This is a genomic window from Sorangium sp. So ce204 (genome assembly GCF_051526795.1).
GTDB classification, from domain to species: Bacteria; Myxococcota_A; Polyangia; order Polyangiales; family Polyangiaceae; genus Sorangium; species Sorangium cellulosum_B.
Window position 1 is genome coordinate 4,752,718 of sequence record NZ_CP150317.1, and the last position, 18,432, is coordinate 4,771,149.

Below are 18,432 nucleotides of genomic sequence, written 5' to 3' on the forward strand. Positions count from 1 at the left end.
ATCCTCCTCGTCGATGCGCATTGCCCCGGGCTGCGAGCGTGTGGGTGCATCCGGGGGCCAGCAGGTGTACGTTCGTCTGGATCGCACGGCGGCAAGACCGCACGAGACCCCGGGAGAAGACCATGGCCCGCACTGCGCCTGTACCGAACATCCCCGCCATCCCCGGAATGAACCCGGGCGTCTTCATCATGGGAGGGGGAGGGGCCGGTGGCGGTGGCGGCGGCGCTGGAGGAAACGGCTCTGGCGGTAAACAGGGCGGCAATGGCTCCAACGGCGGCAAGGACGCCAGCGGCGGCGGGAAGTCCGGGTGTGGCAGCGCAGGCGGCGACGGCGCCGGCTGCCCGAACCACCATGGCGGCAAGAAATCGGGAATGGCCGCGAAGGGCGACCCGGTCGACGTGGTGACGGGCCGGGTGTTCACGATTCCCGCCGTCGACGTCGAGCTTCCGGGACCGCTGCCGCTCTCGATCGTGCGGTCCTACACCACCGCGGCGTTCGATCGCGACGTCGGCCTGGGGTTCGGGTGGAGCCACTCGCTGGCGTGGGAGATCGAGGTGCGGCAGCGCATCCTCCGCGTCTGGACCGACGATGGGCCGGTCGATCTCGACGCGATCCCCGTGGGCGCCGGCGCGGCGGGCCCCCACGGCTGGGTCCTCGCGCGGGAGGAGCGCGGCTTCGTCCTCGATACAGGCGACGGCAGCTGGTACGTGTTCGCCGAAGCGGCGGGGAAGCGGTACCGGCTCACCGCGATCAAGGACCGATACAACAACGAGATCAGGCTCTCGTACCGCGAGGGCGTGCTCGCCGAGATCACCGACAGCGTCGGCCGGATCGTCCGGGTCCGGCGGGCGCCCGACGGGCGCATCGGCGCCTTCGAGATCAAGAACGCACGGGAGCGCGGTGTCTGGGTGCCTCTCGCGCAGTACAGCTACGACGCGGCCGGGGATCTCACGTCCGCGACCGACGCGGACGGCTACACGACGCGCTACACGTACCAGGAACACCTCCTCACCTCCCATACGAGCCCCACCGGGCTCACGTTCTCATTCCGCTACGACGATCGGCGCCGCTGCGTCGAGACGTGGGGCGCTTACGCCGATGGGCCCGACCGCAGCCTGGCGGAGGACGTGTCGGCGCGCCTGGCCGACGGGAAGACCGTCGCCAGAGGCATCTACCATTGCAAGCTGGAGTTCGGAGAGGACGGATACGTCGAAGTCGCGGACTCCATCACGGTTCATCGCTACTTCGGGAACCGCTTCGGCAAGCTCGACAAGGCCGTGAGCGCCGGGGCCGTGTTCAGCCGGACGTACGACGAGCACGGGCACCTCCGGACGTTCGTCGATCCGGCCGGCGCCATGACCGTCTGGCAGCGGGATCGCCTCGGCCGCGAGCTCTCGATCACCGATCCGCTCGGTCGAATGACGAAGATCGAGCGCGATCCCGACGGGCACATCCGCCGGGCGATCGATCCGGCGGGCCTCCGCCAGGTGGATTCGCAACGTCGGCGGGCTCGCGGAGAGGGTGATCCTCGACGGAAGAGACGAGGTCCGGATCGCGTACGACGCCGCGGGGCGTGAGGTCTGCCGCACGCTCCCGCGAGGCGGCCGGATCGAGAGCGCGTGGGACCTGATGGATCGCCTCGTCGAACGGCGCGTCTGTTCGCCGTCGAGCCGCGTGCACGTCGGGCCGAACGAACCGGAATGGGTGGGCCACGCCCCGGCGTCGATGACGGTGCACCAGGCGTACCGGTATTCGCCTGCGTCGGAGCTCGTCGAGGCGTGGGACCAGGCGTACGGCACGCGCCGCTTCGAGTACGACCCTGCGAGCCAGATCCTGGCGAACGTCCCGGAGCACGAGCGCGCCGAGCTCTTTCGCTACGACGCCTGCGGGAACGTGTTCGACGTCGGCGCTGGCAAGCAGGATCGCTCGTACGGTCCTGGAAATCGTCTGCTCAGGAAGGGAGACACCGAGCTCCTCTGGGACGACGACGCGCGCCTCAAGGAGACGCGGGCCAGGACCCCCGCCGGAGCGCTCGAGGTCACCCGGTACGCCTGGGACGCGCGTGGGCTCTTGCAGTCGGTCGAGCGCGCCGACGGCACCGTCGTGGAGTTCTCGTACGATCCGGACGCCCGGCGCGTCGCCAAGCGGGTCTCCCGGCGGCTCTCGACCGGCGAGCTGCGGCCGGAGAGCGCGACGAGGTTCGTCTGGGATGGCGCCGAGCTCGTGCACGAGATCCGGCAGGTCACCGGCGACACGGCTGCCCCCGCCGTGCCGACCGTGGATGCGCGCACGTACGTCTTCGAGGCCGGCGCGCCGTGGGCGCAGCGCGCCGGGGAGGGCGAGTGGTATCATTACCTGAACGACGAGATCGGCACCCCGGAGCGGCTCGTCGGCGCCGACGGCGCCGTCGCGTGCGAGCTGCGGCGGAGCGCCTGGGGAAAGGTCGAGCCCGCGCGCGACGCGCCGGCGCCGGTGTCGACGCCGATCCGCTTTCGCGGGCAGTACTGGGACGACGAGATCGGCCTCTGCTACAACCGCAACCGCTATTACGATCCCGAGGCGGGTCGCTATATCAGCGCGGATCCGATCGGGATCCTCGGCGGTCTCAATGGATTCGCCTACGCGGAGAACCAGCCGACGCGGCTCGTCGATCCGGACGGGCTCATGGCCAAGGCCGGGACCGAGATCGAGACCGCCGGCGGCAAGACGCACCACGGATCGAGCACGTTCGGGGGCGCGCTCGACCCTGCGCTCCAGCCCGCTGTCGCCAATGCCCACAAGAAGTTCGACGAGGGCAAGGTGGCGGGGCCGGCGCCATCGAGCGCCGGGCACTGCGCCGAGATCGATGCATTGAACAACCTGGCGAAAGACATCCGGCAGGACCGCAAGAAAAACGGTAAGACGCTGAAGGACTCCGCGGCCGAAGACACCGAGATCAGGAAGGAGCTGCAGAAACAGGTGAAGGAGGGCAAGATGACGACGACGGACAGGCGCGGTAAGCTCATGGATCCATGCAAATTCTGCGCGCAGGTCCTGCGTGAGCTCGGCCTTCACCCGGCGAACAACGGCGGTACTGGCAAGAAGAACGGTGTCATCGGCTCGGATGGCAAGGCGTGGAACGGCAATGTATGGCTAGCGGGACGCTCCGTGCCGTTCAGGACTGCTCCCTCGAGCACACCGCCCTTCGAAGGGACATGAGCACTCCTTCGCGAGCACCGGATGCGCCGGCCGCTGGCCCGGCGGCGGCGGAGCGCGGCGTCCTCGCCTTCTGGCGCGAGGTCGAGCGCTGCCGCAGCGCCCCCCTCGGCGGGAGAGCGCGCGCTGGCGCCGTGGCGGGCCTCGAAGCGTGGCTGGAGCACGGCGGCGCGCGCGTGGCGCTGCTCGGACCGAGCGGGCGCGGCAAGTCGATGCTGCTGGGCGCGTGGGCGCTGGAGCTGGCCCGCGCGGGCCGGCACGAGGTAGCGTTCGTCCCCGTGAGCCGCCGGTTCGGTACGGCGCTGGAGTCCACGGCGCTGAACCTCCTCTATGCTCGCGTGGCTCTGTTCCTCAGGACGCCGCGGCGCACCGGCGAGCGGCCGCACGGGGTCGAGCAGATGCGGCGCGACCTTGCGATCATGCTCGCGGAGGGCCGCCCGCCCGGAAGCAGGCCGCTCGTCGTGATTCTCGACGGGTTCGACGAGGGCGCCTCCCGGACCCTCGATGCAGCGCAGCGATTCCTGCAAGACCTCGGCCCCGGCGTGCGCGCCGTGCTGTCGGCGCGCTCGATTGATGCGCTCGGAGGGAGCGGAGAGGAGACGGAGGTGGTCGCGTTGTCACCGATGGAGGCCGACGAGATCGCGGAGGCCATCGGGCGGAGGGTCGGGGATCTGCCGGCCGGCGTGAAGGACGATGTCGCACGGGTGAGCGGCGGAGAGCCGCTCCTCGTGGAGGCGCTGATCGAGGTGCTCACGCGGGATCTCGTGGCTGTGGGAACGGCGCTCCCGAGCGCTCCCGCCGGGGCTTCAGGGGTCCTCGATCTCTGCGACGGTGGCTCGATGAGCGCCGCGCTGCCATGGCTTGCAGGCGCGCTCGCGCCGATCGAGAGGGAAGAGCTCCTCGCGATCTCGACGGTGAGCGTCGGCGCCTGCAACGAGCTGAGCGGACCGCTGGTGGCTGCCGGAGAAACAGGCCTTGCGCTCCGTCACCCGGCCTGGGCGGAGGTCATCGAAGGGCGGCTCGCGCCGCACGAGCGCGCGGCGGTCGATCGCCGGTTCGCCGAGCACGGGAAGCGCGCGTTCGCCTCGGGCACGGTCTCTGACTACGTATGCCGGAACTGGCGCGCTCACCTGGAGCGGGTCGGCGCGCGCCTCGCAGAGCGGCTCGACCTGGTCTCGAGGGCGTGGCTCGACGTGTGGAGGACACGCCCGGATGGCTCGTCCGGGTTCATCGCCGACGTGGACGCGACGGCGGCGTGCGCGGCGCGCCTCCTGGTCGATGCCGCGGCCGGAGGTGATGTCGTGGCGGTGCTGGCAGCGCGGGTCCGCTGCCTGCTCGTGACGAGCTCGGTGCGAACGATCCTTGGCTTCGAGGAGACGCGGCGCGCGCGGGCCGCGCTGGCGGCGCAGGACGACGACGAGGAGGAAGAGGAAGGGGCCGAGGGAGGCGAGGGCTCCGCAGGACCCCACATCGAGATGCCGCGCGTCGGCGAGGACGTCCTCGAGGCCGGGCGGCCGATCGCCGACGCCGTCGAGCGTGCCGGCGCCCTGATCCGGCTGGCGAACGAGCTGCCCGACGCCGAGCGCGACGTCGTGCTCGGCTGGGCGCTCGAGGCCGCCGGCGAGGAGCACGCCGAGGGGGGCGCGCTCGCCGCCGTGGCGCACGCGCTCGACGGGCAGGCGCGCGTGACGGCCGCGCGTGAGGCAGCGGCGCGGCTCGGTCGCGAGCGGACCAGGGAGAGCCGGCTCGCGCGCGTGTCCCTGGCGGCGCTGCTGCCCGAGGACGAGGCGCGCGACCTCGGTCGCGAGGCGTTCGCCGAGGTCCCGGCCGACGAGAGGAGCAACGAGCTGCCGCGGCTCTCGGAGGCCGCCGCGCGATGGCCTCCCGCAGCGGTGCGCGGGCTCTGGGCATGGTCCGAGGCGCTGCCCCCCTCGGAGCGGCACACGGTCCTCGCCCGCCTCGCTTCGGGCCTGCCCGCGGAGGAGCGGGAAGCGGGCGCGTCGGAAGCGCTGGGGCTCGCGCTGTCGCTGCTCTCGGACGACTGGCTTCCGCCGGACGCGAGCTTGAGCATCTGCGCGCTCGCGCCGCACGCACCTGCCGGCGCCGCGTCCGCGCTGGTCCAGGCGTGCGCGGCTGCGGCCGGCTTCCAGCTCCCGGTGGTGACGGCCGTCGCCGCGCGCCTCTGCGATCTGGGGCGCGTGGAGGATGCGCTCGCGCTGGTGGACACGCTGCCCCAGCCGTCGGACCGGATCGAGGCGCGATCCGCGCTGCTCGCGCACCTGCCCGCCGCGGTCCGCGAGGCCGCCTGGGCCCAGCTGTCGAGCGATCTGCGGGCGAGCGACGGCGCGCGCCTGCTCTTCGCGCGGAACGCCGCTGCGTGGACCCGGGCTCTCGGGGCCGATGCGGTCCTCCACCTGTCCCGCGAGATCGGCGCCAACTGGTCAGACCTGGTCGCGATCGCCGTGGCCTCGCCGGACGACGCGCCGGCGATCGCGCGCGATGTGGTCGAGCGCGCTCTGGCGCGGCCGAGCGACGAGGACGAGGCGCTCTTCGCGCTGATCCCGCTGGCCGCCTCGATGACCGAGCCGCACGCGCGCCGCGTCTGCCAGAGACTCCTGAACGAGCTCGGCTGGAAGCCGCGGCCCGATCTCCTCGACGACTGGACGAAGGACGACCTCGGGCACCTGGCGCCGTTATTCGCCCGCGTCGCTGGACCGCAGGGCGTCGTCGCGGTGGCCCGAGAGATCGTCGACGTTTGCCGGTGGCTGCCCTGATTTTTTTTCATGTCGCGCTCGATCGTCCCCTCACGCCCAAGCAGATGGCGGAGCTCAGGGACATGTCGACGCGCGCCGACATCACGCCCGCTCAGGGGCGGTACCGCGGATCGTCGAGGAAGGCGGCATCGGTCAGCGACCGCAGGAACGCCACCAGATCGGCCTTCTCGTCCGGAGAGAGCCCCAGCTCCTCGATCTGCGGATCGGTCGAGAAATGCCCTCGCCCGCCGCGATCGTAATGGTCGACCACCTCCTCCAGCGTCGCCAGCGATCCGTCGTGCATATAGGGGGCGCTCGCCGCGATGTTCCGCAAAGCGGGCACCTTGAATTTGCCAAGGTCTCCGGTGCGTCCGGTGATCACTTGCCGCCCGACGTCGCCGCCGTCGAGGTACGTGCCGTTGTTGAAGAAGCCTTCGTTGGTGAGCATTCCGGACGGGTGGCAATGGAAGCAGTCAGCCCGCTCGGTCAGGAACAGCGCCTCGCCGCGGCGCTCGGCGTCTCCGAAGCTCGTGTCGTCCCCGCGCCGGTGCCGGTCGTAAGGGCTGTCGGCGCTGACGATCGAACGGAGGAAGCTGGCGATGGCCTTGCGCAAGGACTCCTCCCCGGGAGGCCCGCCATAGGCATCCGCGAACGCCTTCACGTAGACGTCATCACCGGCGACACGAGCGACGGCCTCGGCGAGCGGTAGATCCATCTCGTCGGGGTTCTCGATGGGCTTCCCCACCTGCTCTTCCAGGGTGGCCGCGCGGCCATCCCAGAAGAAGCTCTCGCCCCAGGCCAGGTTCACCAGCGCGGGCGCGTTCCGCTGTCCCAGGCGGCCGTCGACCCCCCGGGTGACGGGGTCCGGATCGGCGAAGGCATGCTCCTGGCGATGGCAGCTCGCGCACGCTACCTCGCCGGTACGAGAGAGGCGCTTGTCGAAGAAGAGCCTCTTGCCGAGCTGGGCCCTCGGCTCGGTGAGCGCGTTGTCGGCCGGCGCTCTGGCCGCCGCGGTGCGCGCCGGAAAACCGGCGGGGATGGCGTCCGTGACGAGCGGCGGCAAAGGTCCAGGGGCCCCAGGGGCCGCCGGCCCGTCATCGCTGCATCCGCCCGCAAGGAGCAACGCCGCCAGGCCGATGGCCCCGCCACGGTTGAAGCCCGGCGTCACGGACCGAACGCGAACACCGTCAGGTCGGGGAGGCCGCGCCGCAGGCGCTCACCCGCAAGGAGCTCGTCTCCCACGGGCCCGGGCGGCGCGACGAACCCGGTCAAGTCGACGTCCGCCGTGGCGCCCCCGAAGACCTCGTCCATGACGACCCGGACGACCTTGCCCGTCGAGCCGCTCGCGGGCACGGACAGCGCGCCTCGTACCTCGACCCTGGGCGCGAGATCCTCGACCAGGTTGCCTCCCATGTGGACCGCCGGCGGAACCGTGGCCGTCTCTCCGTCCGGATCGTCGGAACCACCCTCGCCCTCGGCCGGCGGAGCCACGCTGCCCTCGTAGCGCAGGAAGAGGTAACCGCTGTGCGGCCACGTCATCTGCGAGGCTTCCGACAGAGGCGCGACGTTCGCTTCGGGCCGAGAGGTGCTGCAGGCCTTGTGCAAGCCCCAGACGAAGCTGACGCCTTCATAGCTGCCGGCCGGAGCGCGCAGCCGGAACGTGGCCGAGCCCGGGTCCTCGGCGTTGAAGAAGTGGACCCCGTAAGGGGTGGCGGCGCCGTCCGGGCCGACGATATCGACGGGCACGAGGTCGCCGTCCTCTCCGATCAGCGCCGCGTGCGAGACGTAGAAGCGAACGTTGAGCGGCGTGACCGTGCTGCCGTCCGGCGCGACGTTCGGCTCGCCGAACACAAACGGCTCGCCGCCGAGGACGAGCTCGAACGCGAGCTCGACGAGTGTGCCCTCGGTCCTGATGGACGCCGGCTGCTCTGCGCAGCCGGTCGGCCAGGTGGCCTCGGCCTGGCCGCCCGCGCCGCCCGTGCTGCTCGCTCCACCGGACCCGTCGGGCTGGCTGCCGCCGGCTCCGCCGGTCCCGGACGCCATTGGCTGCTGATTCGAGGACGTGCCGCAAGCGGCCGCGGCGCCCAAGAGCAACCCGATCAACCGGAACAAGCCAGGAGATTTCATCGTGGGATCGAGTGTACGCGATGACGCACCAGGCCGGAACAGAGGACGTATCGCCGGGATCTTGCTGGGCGAGACGCGATCAAGGCGCGAGCGATGGCGTGACGAGCGGTCGAAAGATTCCGGACGGCTCATGCGGATGGCAGTCGCTCGTTGTCAGCGACCGCGTCACACCACGCGCCGGCGGTCGCGCTCGAACAGCTCGCGCTCCAGCTCGAACGCCTCGAGCCCTGTCCGGACCGGCCACGGGGTGCCGGTCACGACCTCGACCACCTCGGCGATCACCTCCGGCGCGCGCAGGACGCGCCTGTGGCCGAGGCCGCGGGTCGACATGAGCCGCGCGCCCGGCCAGCGATCGGCGAGCGCCGCGCCTGCCTCGAACGACACCTCGCGATCGTCGCGGTCGTGCACGACGAACAGCGGCGCGTTCATCCGCGGGGCCGCAGAGAGCGCGTCGAGGTCCGCGAGCGGCACGCCGTAGCGCGCCTCGAGGCGGGCGACCATGCGGCGCCGGACGGCCTCGTCGATGCCGAGGAGCTTCGCGAAATGCTGGGTGTAGCGGACCGCGCTGATCGGCGGCGCGATGAACACGAGCCTCGGCGCCGGAGCGCCCGCGGGCCGGACGGACGCCGCGCGGGACAGCGCATACGTCGTCGCGGCGCACCCGATCGAGTGCGCGACGATGGCGTGGACGGGCCCGACCTCGTCCATCGCGACGGTGACCGCGCGGGCCAGCTCCACGAGCGTGGCCGACCGGCTCGGCCCATCGCCGTGCCCCGGCGCGTCGAACGCCACCACGCGAAAGCCCAGCTCCACGAGCGGCCTCACGAACGCGCCGAGCTGGCTCCCGCGCCCCTCCCAGCCGTGCACGAGCAGCACGGTCGGCCCGTGCCCCCACGACCACGCGGGAAGCGCCTCCGCGCCCCACGGCAGCGAGAAGCGCGCCGCGCCGGCGAGGATCTCCTCCTCCCAGGCCGGGCGCGCGTGCCGGCGCGGAGAGCGGAACAGCCGTTCGGCCGCCAGGGAGGCCAGATCCGGCGCGGCCTTGTTGAGGAGCTTGAACCCGAACCGGATCCCACCGCGCAGGAGGACCTGCCGCGGATCAGTACGAACGATCGTTCTATTATTGGGCGACGAATGGACCTGATGGGCTTCCTGCATGGGGGACCTCCTCGGGGGATTGCGAGACGGATCAGGCAGCGCGGCGGGGCGGACGCCGGGCGTCGGTCACGAGCCTCTCGAAGGCGGCGCGGGCCCGGCGCGCCGACGCCTTGTCGGGCATCAAGCGGCCGAGCGCGTGAGAGCCGGACGCGATGGCATAGACCTCGAAGGCGAACTGCGAAAGGTCGAGGTCCGAGCGGAAGTGGCCCTCTTCGACGGCGATGCGCGCGGCGGTGGCGAGCGTGGCCAACCAGTCTTTCTGCGACGCGACGAGCGCGTCGCGCGCCGGACCGGGCTTGTCGTCCAGCTCGGCCGCGGCGGCATGGAAGACGCAGCCGCCTGGCATGAAGTCCTGCTCTGTCCAATCGAACCACCGATCGATGAGCGCGCGCACGCGCGGCTCACCGCGCGGCTCGCGCAGCGCGGGCGCGACCACGAGGTCGACGAAGCGGCGCCTGGCCTCTTCGAGGATGGCGACGTCCAGGTTCTCCTTGGAGCTGAAGTGCGCGAAGAGGCCGCTCTTCGACATCTTCACGCGCTCGGCCAGGGCGCCGACGGTCACGCCCGAGAGCCCGACCTCGCTCGCCAGCGCCAGCGCCTCGGCCAGGATGGCCTGCCGGGTATCTTCACCTTTCGCCACCTCGACTGGATAGAACGACCGTTCGATTTTGTCAAGCGACGGGGCAGCCGACCGAGGTTGGGGCCGACGGGGCAGCCGACCGAGGTTGGGGCCGACGGCCGTTCATGCAGCGCTTGATCCCCGCGAGGGGCGCCCGCCCGATCAGAGCCCTCCGAGCGTGGTCGTCGCCACGCACCGACCGTTCCTGCACGTCGCGCCCACGGCGTGCTCGAAGGCGCAGCCGACGACCGGGCAGCGCGGCGGGCGCGTGCAGGTCTTCTCGAAATTCGCCTCGAACCCGGCGCGATGATCGCGGTGGATTGCGTGCTGGCACCCGCACGGCCACCCGCAACAACCCGCGGGCTCCGGGCACGACAGCACGCAGTCGGTGGAGCTCCCGCAAGCATAAGGGTCGCTCGACGGGGGCGTGCTCTGCGAGGGGACGGAGGGCGGCGGGGGGCTCGGCGGCGACTGAGGGCGCGCAGCCCCAGGCACATCGAGGACGGCCTCCGCGGTGCAGATGGGCACGTTCGCGGTGCGCACGCCGGCGCGCACCACGTGCTGGCCTGGCGGCAGCGCCGAGGTGCACGGAGGCGCGCCTCGGAGCGCGATCATCGCTTCCGCGATCGGCCGCGCCTCGCCGGGGCCAAGCTCGATACGACGCGCCGAGCTCACGCCCGGGCACGGCCCCGCGTTGCACGTCCCATAATAGTCGTAGCCCGGCCCGAGCCCCTCGAGCTCGACGAGCCCGTTTGGGCATCGGTCGGGCAGCTCGAGCGCGAGCGGCTGCCCGGTCGCGTTCTCGGCCACCACGCGGAGCAGCCGCCGCTCGCCGGCGACCGGCGAGAGGTCCAGGCGGAGCCTCACCGCGCATCGAAACCCGTGCGCGCCGCCCGGATCGATCATGACCGGGATGACCGGCAGGGCCGGAGGCGCGTAGGGCTCCGGCGCCTCCTTCGGCGCAGACGTCCCGGCGCTCCCACCGGCGTTGGGGCCGCCCATATAAACCACGCGGCCCGGCGGGCGTTCTTGAACACATCCCACGGCCGAGGAGAGGATGAGCAGCGAGAGGATACGACGAGTCGATTGATTGATAAGCATCAGCGCCTCTTCGCCCGGCCGGCAAGCGGACCGCCGCGCGCGCCCGTGCGGCCGCCGCCGGCAGGCCCGATTGAGGCTGCCCGCCGATCGGTTCGTCGCGTTCGACGCGAGCATACCATGAGCGGGCGCGGGCCGCGGCGCCGATCACCGCCTCGGCTGGCGGCGAGCCGGTCTCCTCGACGATCGCCTGCATTGCCGGCGCACGCTAGGCGCGCTTCGCCAGGTAGGCATCGACCAGCTCGATCAGCCGTGCCCGGCCGAAGCTGGGGTCGTGGCCTGCATGCACGATCTGCACTGGGAGCTCCCGCAACCGCTTCATGGTGCGGACGTAGGCGGGAATGTCCGCGCCCTCGAGCTCATCCAGCAGCGGCCCGTCATAGATCGCATCCCCCGGGAACAAGGTTCCGGTCGCCGCCTCCCACAGACCGATGCTGCCCGGCGAGTGACCGGGCAGGTGCAGCACCTCGAAGTGACGGTCGCCGAGATCCACGACGTCGCCTTCGGCGACGACCTCCGTGACCGGCGCGTCACGCAGGGCGTAGCTTGCCATGTCGTACTCCGCGTAGGGCAGGGCGGTGATCAAATCGCTCTCGATCGGATAGCCAGCGTCGCCCAGCGCGCGGATTGTCGCGGCGCCCATCGCCGAGGCCAGCAAGGTGCCGCGGTCGGTCGGTGAGCGCAGGTTCTCCGCCTCGAGAGCGTGCACCAAGGTGTGCTCGAACTCATGGTGGCTGCCCACATGATCGGTGTGGGTGTGGGTCGCGACCGCCGTCACCGGCTTGTCGATCAGGTGCTTCATGGCCTCCCGCAGGCTGACGATGCCCAACCCCGTGTCGATCATCAGGTCGCGATCGCGACCGCGCACATGCCAGATGTTGCAGCGCATCAGCGGCACCACGTGCGGCTCGATCAGCCGCGTGATGTCATCGCTGACGCGCGTGATCTCGAACCAGCGGTCGGCGATCGGCAAAGTGGCCATGCGTTTCACTTATCACTCCGGGACCTCGCTGGAGCGCTCCTCGCTCGGCCGATCGTCCACGGTTACCAGCTCCTGGTCACCCCGCCGTTCCGGTTACCACGTCCCCTGGTAACCGTCCCGGTGCGATGCGCACAATCCATTGAAATTCAATGTTTTGGCGTGATGGCCCGAGAGCTGCTTCAGGGGCTGGAAGGAGACCTTACCATGGTAACCGAACCGACATCCCACCGCCTCACGCTTCCCGTCCTCCTCGCCACCCTGATCGCCGCATGCTCCGTGACGACGTCGGACGGCGGCAGCTCGACCGGCGACGCGCCGGCCGATCCGCCCGGTCCAGCGCCTCACGAGGGCGCTCCCCCCGGCCAGCAGGCCGCGCCCGCTGTGCCTTCGGCGCCGGATCTCGCGTACCCCGGCAAGGGCTTCATCGTCCACGAATGGGGCACCGACACCGTGGTCGTCGGCTCCGACGGCTCGCTTCAAACGGGGCTGCACCACGAAGAGGAGGACCTCCCCGCCTTCGTTTATGACCGGCTCGGAGCCGGCACGCTCGCTGGCTCGATCTCGACGAGCGCCAACGTGAAGATGGAGACGCCGGTCACTTACTTCTACGCGGAGGAGCCGCTCACCGCGCACGTCCAGATAGCGTTCCGCAAAGGGATCTTCACGCAGTGGTACCCCGCCGTCCGCGAGTTCTACCCGCCCATCATCGCGCCCAACACCGTTGCTGGCGTGACGACGTACGCGGACCCGGTGTTCGACCCCGAGTTCCCCTTCCGCTCGTCGATGTGCTCGGAGATGTACGGCCCGAACGCGAACGGCCTCCTCCAGTGGAGTACGTTCGAGATCCTCGGGCGCGACAGCGCCGTCCCTCTGCCCGAGGCGCCGCTCGATCGGTTCACGTGGGCTCACGCGCGCCAGGTCGGCGCCAACCCGCTCCGCGTCACCGGCGTGCCCGGCTCGATAGAGACGCCCCAGCACGAGCGCTTCCTGTTCTATCGAGGGCTCGGCAACTTCGACCTGCCCGTCCGCGTGACGGCCGGCACCGGCGGGGCGATCTCCGCCGAGAATACCCTCGACGAGGCGATCGGCGCCGTCTTCGTCCTCAACGTCGGCGCCTCGGCGGGGGCGTTCGTCGCGCACCCCCAGGGCATCACCACGGGCGACACGCTCGTCGAGCGCGCCCCCTCGCTCGAGGGAGCGCCGCCGCTCGACGAGTTCGTCGAGACGCTCGGCGCGAGCATGATCGACGCCCTCGACGCGACAGGCCTGTACCACGACGAGGCCGTCGCCATGGTGAACACCTGGAAGCGCCAGTGGTTCCGGACGCCCGGCGTCCGGGTGCTCTACCTCGCTCCGGAGGCGTGGACCGACGCCTCGATCCCGATCACCATCGATCCCACGCCCGCCGATGTCGTGCGCGTCATGATGCTCCGCGTCGAGGTGCTCTCGCCCGAGATGGAGGCAGCGGACGTCGGCGCGGCGCGGCGGCTCGCGGACCCGTCCCTCGCCGGCGACGCCGAGCGCCACTTCGACGATCTCGGGCGCTTCGCCGAGCCGCGCCTCCGCCGCGCGCTCGCGCTCCTCGGCGCGCCCGCGTACGGCGAGCCCCTGCTCGCCCGCATCGCCGCCGGAGCGACGGCGAGCGCCGCGCGCGAGTAACCTCTCGGCCATGCACGCCCCGCGGCGCGAGCCCTTCGTGGCCCATGCTCGGTACGAGCCCGGCGAGATCCTCGGGCAGGGGGCGCAGGGCGTCGTGGGGCGCGTGATCGACCACGAGGCGCGGGGGCGCGAGCTCGTCGCGAAGGTGTTCCGTCAGGGCGCCTTCCGCGAGGACACCCTGCTCGGCGAGTTCGCGCTGCTCGCGCGCCTGCGCGTCCCCGGCGTGGTGCGGGCGCACGATCTCGGGCGGGATGAGCGGACGGGAGCGCCCTTCCTCGTCGAGGAGTACGTGGCCGGCGACGACGCCGCGGCGTGGGTGCAGGGGGCCCCGGCCGGCGAACGCCCGGCGCGGCTCGCGGGCGTGCTCGCCGGCGTCGCGAGGACGCTCGCCGCCCTGCACGACGCGGGGTTCGTGCACAGCGATCTCAAGCCGGCGCACGTCCGGATGCGGCCCCTCGGCGGGGGCGGCGCCGAGGCCGTGCTCCTCGACCTCGGAGCGGCGGTGTCGAGGGCGCGCGCGCCGGGCGGCGCCGTCGCGTTCACCTCGGCGTTCGCCGCGCCCGAGCTGCTCGCCGGGGGCGCGCCGTCGGCCGCGTCCGACCTCTACAGCCTGGGGGCGCTCGCGTGGTGCTCGGCCGCGGGCCGCCCGCCCGGGCCCTTTCGCGCGCGGCGCCCGCTGCGCGACGCCGCACCGTGGGTTCAGCCGAGCGTGGCCGAGGTGGTCGAGGCGCTGCTCGCGCTGCACCCGCGAGACCGCCCTGCCGAGGCCCGCGAGGTGCTCCGGCAGCTCGGCGTCGCGGCCGCGGAGGCGGGCATCGCCGTGGGGGCGCCGCCCGCGCCCATCGGGCGGGAGCGCGAGCTCGAGGCGCTGCAGCAGGCGCCGTCACTGTCGGGCCGCGTGCGCTACGTCACGGGGCCGAGCGGCGCCGGCAAGAGCCACCTCGGCCGCGAGCTCGTGACGCGGGCGCTGCTCGCCGGGCGGAGCGCCCGTTACGTGGCGTTCCCGCGCGAGGCCGACCCGCTCCTGCTGCGGCTCATCGCGTTCTTCCGGGGCGCCGAGCGATCGCCGCCGTTCGTGACGCCGCCCGGCGACGGGCCCCCGCTCCTGCTCTTGCTGGACGACCTGGACCAGGCCCCGGCCGAGCTCCGCGCCGCGCTCGACGCGTACCGGTGCCGGCCGGCGGCGCCCGGCGGCGCGGCGATCGAGGTGGTCGCGACGGCCCGGAGCGCGCCCGAGGGCGCGGCGTGCGTGGCGCTCGGGCCGCTCGGCGACGCGAGCTTCGGCGCGCTGTGCCGCGCGCTCGGCGTGGACGACGAGGCGAGCGTGCGCGAGGCCGCCGTGGCGTCGGGGAAGAACCCGGGGTGGCTCTTCGCGTCGCTCGGCCGCGTGCCGCTCACGAAGGACACGGCGATCGAGCGCGTGCGCGGGCTGTCGGCCGGCGCCTGCGCGACGCTCGCCGCGATCGCGATCGCGGGCGGCGCCCTGCCCGAGGCGCGCTGCGCTCTCGGGTTCGGGCGCGGCGGCCGGGCGGACGCGCGGGGCGGCGGGCCGCCGCGCGCCTCCGGCGAGCGAGCCCTCGGCGAGCTGCTCGCGGGCGCGCTGATCGCGCGGCGGGAGGCGGCGGCCGGCGCGCTCACCACGCTGTCCGCTCCGGCCCTCGCGAGGGATCTCGCCGCGGCGCTCGCCACGCCGGAGATCGCCGAGGAGGTCGCCGCGGCGCTGCTCGCGGATCCCGGCGCGCCTGCGTCGGCGCTCCTCTCGGCGGCGGCGGCGCCGTGCACGAGAGCCCGGCGCGCGCAGCTCCACGAGCGGGCCGCGGCGCAGGCGCGCGAGGCCGGGCTGCGGTCGGAGGAGATCGAGGCGCTGCTCGCGCTCGGCGAGGACGCGGACCGGAGGACCCCGGCGCTCCTCTGCAGGCTCGAGCGGCTGACGCGCGACGCGGGCGTGGGCGCGGCGCACCCGCAGGTCGTGGCGTGGCTCGACGAGGCGGCGCAGCGCGACGAGCGGGTGCTCGTGCTCGCGCTGCGGCGGCGCGCGGAGAAGCGCGCGCGGGATGGCGACGCGACGGCGGCGAAGGAGCACGCGCTGGCGGCGCTCGCGGCGGCGCGGCGGCTCGGCGGCGGGGCGGCCGAGGCGTTCGCGCTGTCGACGCTGGGGCTCGTGGCGCTGATGCGCGCCGACTGGGGCGAGGCGGAGGCGTGGCTCGCGGGGGCGCAGGCGAAGCTGCCCTCGGCGGCCGAGCGCGTGGACGACGTGGAAGGCGAGCGCGTGGACGACGTGGAAGAGGTGGCGCGGCTCCACCACAACGCGGGCATCGTCGCCCTGTACCGCGGCCAGGTGGACGGCGCGGTGCGGACGTTCGAGGCGTCGCTCGCGGTCAAGCGGACCCTCGGGGACCGCGCCGGCATGCGCTCGTGCCTGATGAACCTCGGGATCGCGCTCGGGAAGGCGTCGCGCTACGAGGAGGCGTTCGGCGCGCTCGACGAGGCGATGCGGCTCGCGCGGTCGCTGGGGCAGGTGGCGGGGCGCGGCTGGTGCCTGTCGGCGCGCGCGGACATCGAGGTGCGCCGCGGCGACGCGCGCGCGGCGGAGCGCTGCATCGAGGAGGCGTGGGCGCTCGCGGCGTCGCTCCCTGCGGCGATCCAGGCCGATCTGGTGATCGCGCGGGCGAACGTCGCGTTGCTCGACGGCGACGGGCGGCGGGCGCTCGCGGCGCTCGCGGCGCTGGACCCGGGCGTGCGGGCGAACGATCCGCTGGTGGATGCGCGGGCCCAGGTGGCGGAGGCGCAGGCGTACCTCACCAGGCTGCCGGCGGAGCCCCGGCGGGCGGCGCGGGGGGCGATCCGGGCCGCGCGGCGTGCGCGCGCGGCGATGCTCGCGGAGGTGGAGGCGCAGGCGCTCGACGTGCTGCGCTCGGCGCGGGGCGCACGGCGGGCGCCGGCCGCGGCGATGGCGCGGGGCGGCGCGCAGGGCGCACCGTCCGCGGCGCAGGGCGCACCTGCGGCGGGCGGCGCGTATGCTGGCCCAGGCATGACGGCGGCGGCGGCGAGCGGAGAGGACGGCGCGCTCTGGGCGTGGCTCGCGTCGGTGGCGACCGCGGACGGCGCCGCGGAGGCCGCCGTCGGGCTCGCGCGCGCCCTCGTGCAGCAGTCGGGGGCCGAGCGCGCGTTGCTCGCCGTGGTCGACGAGCAGGGACGGGTGGTCGCGGCGTGGGGCGCCGACCTCGACGGGCTGGAGATCGCCGAGGCGGCGCGGCGCGTCGCGCCCGACCTGGCGCAGCTCGCGCTGAGCCAGGCGGCGCCCGTCCACTACCAGCGCGACGTGGAGACGCCGGGCGGCCGCGGCTCGCGGCTCGTGCTGCGCGCCGGCGCGGACCACGCCTCGATGGGCGCGCGCGCCCTGGCGCCGAGCGCGGCCTCGCCAGGTCCTGCGTTCCCCGGGCCTCCGCGCGCGCTCATCGTCGTCGAGCACCGGTTCCGCCCGGCGTGCTTCGACGCCGTCACGGAGGCGCGGGCCGCTCGCTGGGCGTCGCTCGCGGGGCTCTTCCTGCGGCTCTTCGCCGGCCCCGGAGCGCCGGAAGATCTGCGGCTCTTCACCCGTCCCGGCGCCCCGGAAGAGCCCCGCCGCGAGGGCCCGGCGCCTCCCTGCCTCGCCTCGCTCGCGGAGCCCGCGCCCGATCTCCGGCGCGCCGACACGACCGTCGTGCCCGCGGCCCAGCCGCGGAGGAGCTTCCCCGACATCCTCGGCCAGAGCGCCGCGCTGGGCCGGGCGCTCGCGCGCCTCGACCCGGCCATCGACAGCGATCTGCCCGTGCTCCTCATGGGCGAGACCGGCACGGGCAAGGAGCTCTTCGCCCGCGCGCTCCACGATCTCGGCCCGCGCCGCTCGCGCGAGCTCGTCGCCGTCAACTGCGGCGCCGTACCCGACGCGCTCTTCGAGGCGGAGCTCTTCGGCCACGCGCGGGCCTCGTTCACGGGGGCCGAGCGCGCGCGCTCCGGCCTGCTCGCCCGGGCCGAGGGCGGCACGCTCTTCCTCGACGAGCTGGGGGAGCTGCCGCTCGCGCGGCAGGCGGCGCTGCTGCGGGCGCTGGAGTCACGGCGCTACCGCCCGGTGGGCAGCGACGACGAGCGGCCGTTCGACGTGCGGATCGTCGCGGCCACGAACCGGGATCTCGCGCAGGCGGTCGCCGAGCGGGTGTTCCGGCAGGACCTGCTCTTCCGGGTGAACGCCATCGAGATCCACCTGCCGCCGCTCCGCGACCGGGAGGGCGACGTGCCGCTGCTGCTCGCCGGGTACCTGGCTCGGACGGGCGCCTCCATCGAGATCGCGCCGCGCGCGCTCGCGGCGCTCGATGCCTACGCGTGGCCCGGCAACGTGCGGGAGCTCGCGCACCTGGTCCAGCGTCTGGCCGCGCTGGGCGTGCGCCGCGTCGAGCTGGAGCACCTCCCGCGGGGGATGCGGGCGAGCGCGCTGCGGGCGAGCGCGCCGCGGGCGAGCGCGCTGCGGGCGAGCGCGCGACGGACGCCCGACGCCGCCGAGCGCCCCGCGTCGCCGGCCCGGCCGCCGATGGCCGGACCCGCCCCGGCGCCGGCCGCGGGGCGGGCAAACCCGGGCGAGGCGCGCCACGTGCTGGCCGAGGACGACGAGCGCGAGCCGATCCGGCGCGCGCTCGCGGAGACCGGCGGGAACATCAGCCGCGCGGCCGAGCGCCTCGGCATCACGCGCCACGGCCTGAAGAAGCGCATGGCGCGCCTCGGCATGCGCGCCCCCTCCGGATCGCAGAGGAAAGCGGAGTGAATCCCCTCGTGAAGGCGCCGCCGACAGAGAGGCAATCAAACGC

The 18,432-nt window shown here is 73.4% G+C and carries 11 protein-coding genes; 5 read left to right on the top strand and 6 right to left on the bottom strand.

Features of this window, described 5'->3' with window-relative positions; translation table 11 throughout:
- The first annotated feature begins 122 nt into the window (after positions 1–122).
- The 3 genes from WMF22_RS17485 to WMF22_RS17495 are packed head-to-tail and all read left to right on the top strand — an operon-like array spanning position 123 to position 5,969.
- Positions 123–1,577: a DUF6531 domain-containing protein gene (locus WMF22_RS17485; protein WP_438036431.1), complete on the top strand. Its 1,455-nt coding sequence runs from the start codon at positions 123–125 to the stop codon at positions 1,575–1,577.
- Positions 1,522–3,198, top strand: a complete 1,677-nt coding sequence (locus WMF22_RS17490; protein ID WP_437300190.1) for an RHS repeat domain-containing protein — start codon at positions 1,522–1,524, stop codon at positions 3,196–3,198. Before WMF22_RS17485 ends, WMF22_RS17490 begins: the two co-directional genes overlap by 56 nt.
- Positions 3,195–5,969 (top strand): hypothetical protein, encoded by a 2,775-nt coding sequence (locus tag WMF22_RS17495; protein ID WP_438036432.1) that lies wholly within the window; start codon positions 3,195–3,197, stop codon positions 5,967–5,969. The genes WMF22_RS17490 and WMF22_RS17495 overlap by 4 nt, the downstream gene beginning before the upstream one ends.
- A gap of 91 nt (positions 5,970–6,060) precedes the next feature.
- Here WMF22_RS17495 and WMF22_RS17500 read toward each other — a convergent pair whose 3' ends face one another.
- The 6 genes from WMF22_RS17500 to WMF22_RS17525 all read right to left on the bottom strand — a co-directional run bounded on the left by WMF22_RS17500 (position 6,061) and on the right by WMF22_RS17525 (position 11,932).
- Positions 6,061–7,116, bottom strand: coding sequence for a cytochrome-c peroxidase (locus WMF22_RS17500; RefSeq protein ID WP_438036433.1), 1,056 nt, complete (start codon positions 7,114–7,116; stop codon positions 6,061–6,063).
- Positions 7,113–7,991 (bottom strand): MbnP family protein, encoded by an 879-nt coding sequence (locus WMF22_RS17505; protein WP_438036434.1) that lies wholly within the window; start codon positions 7,989–7,991, stop codon positions 7,113–7,115. Before WMF22_RS17505 ends, WMF22_RS17500 begins: the two co-directional genes overlap by 4 nt.
- Positions 7,992–8,240: 249 nt before the next feature.
- A complete protein-coding gene (locus tag WMF22_RS17510; RefSeq protein WP_438036435.1) occupies positions 8,241–9,233 on the bottom strand; it encodes an alpha/beta fold hydrolase in 993 nt (330 codons plus the stop codon).
- Between the two features lie 31 nt (positions 9,234–9,264).
- The gene (locus tag WMF22_RS17515; protein ID WP_438036436.1) at positions 9,265–9,873 is read right to left on the bottom strand and encodes a TetR/AcrR family transcriptional regulator; all 609 of its coding nucleotides are present in this window, start codon (positions 9,871–9,873) and stop codon (positions 9,265–9,267) included.
- Positions 9,874–10,014: 141 nt separating this feature from the next.
- Positions 10,015–10,953, bottom strand: a complete 939-nt coding sequence (locus WMF22_RS17520; RefSeq protein ID WP_438036437.1) for a hypothetical protein — start codon at positions 10,951–10,953, stop codon at positions 10,015–10,017.
- A gap of 205 nt (positions 10,954–11,158) precedes the next feature.
- The gene (locus WMF22_RS17525; protein WP_437300196.1) at positions 11,159–11,932 is read right to left on the bottom strand and encodes an MBL fold metallo-hydrolase; all 774 of its coding nucleotides are present in this window, start codon (positions 11,930–11,932) and stop codon (positions 11,159–11,161) included.
- A gap of 204 nt (positions 11,933–12,136) precedes the next feature.
- Between WMF22_RS17525 and WMF22_RS17530 the strand changes: the two genes are divergently transcribed.
- Both WMF22_RS17530 and WMF22_RS17535 read left to right on the top strand, forming a co-directional pair.
- A complete protein-coding gene (locus WMF22_RS17530) occupies positions 12,137–13,591 on the top strand; it encodes a hypothetical protein (protein WP_438036438.1) in 1,455 nt (484 codons plus the stop codon).
- Between the two features lie 10 nt (positions 13,592–13,601).
- Complete coding sequence (locus WMF22_RS17535; protein ID WP_438036439.1) at positions 13,602–18,389, top strand: sigma 54-interacting transcriptional regulator; 4,788 nt, start codon at positions 13,602–13,604, stop codon at positions 18,387–18,389.
- Positions 18,390–18,432 lie beyond the last annotated feature (43 nt).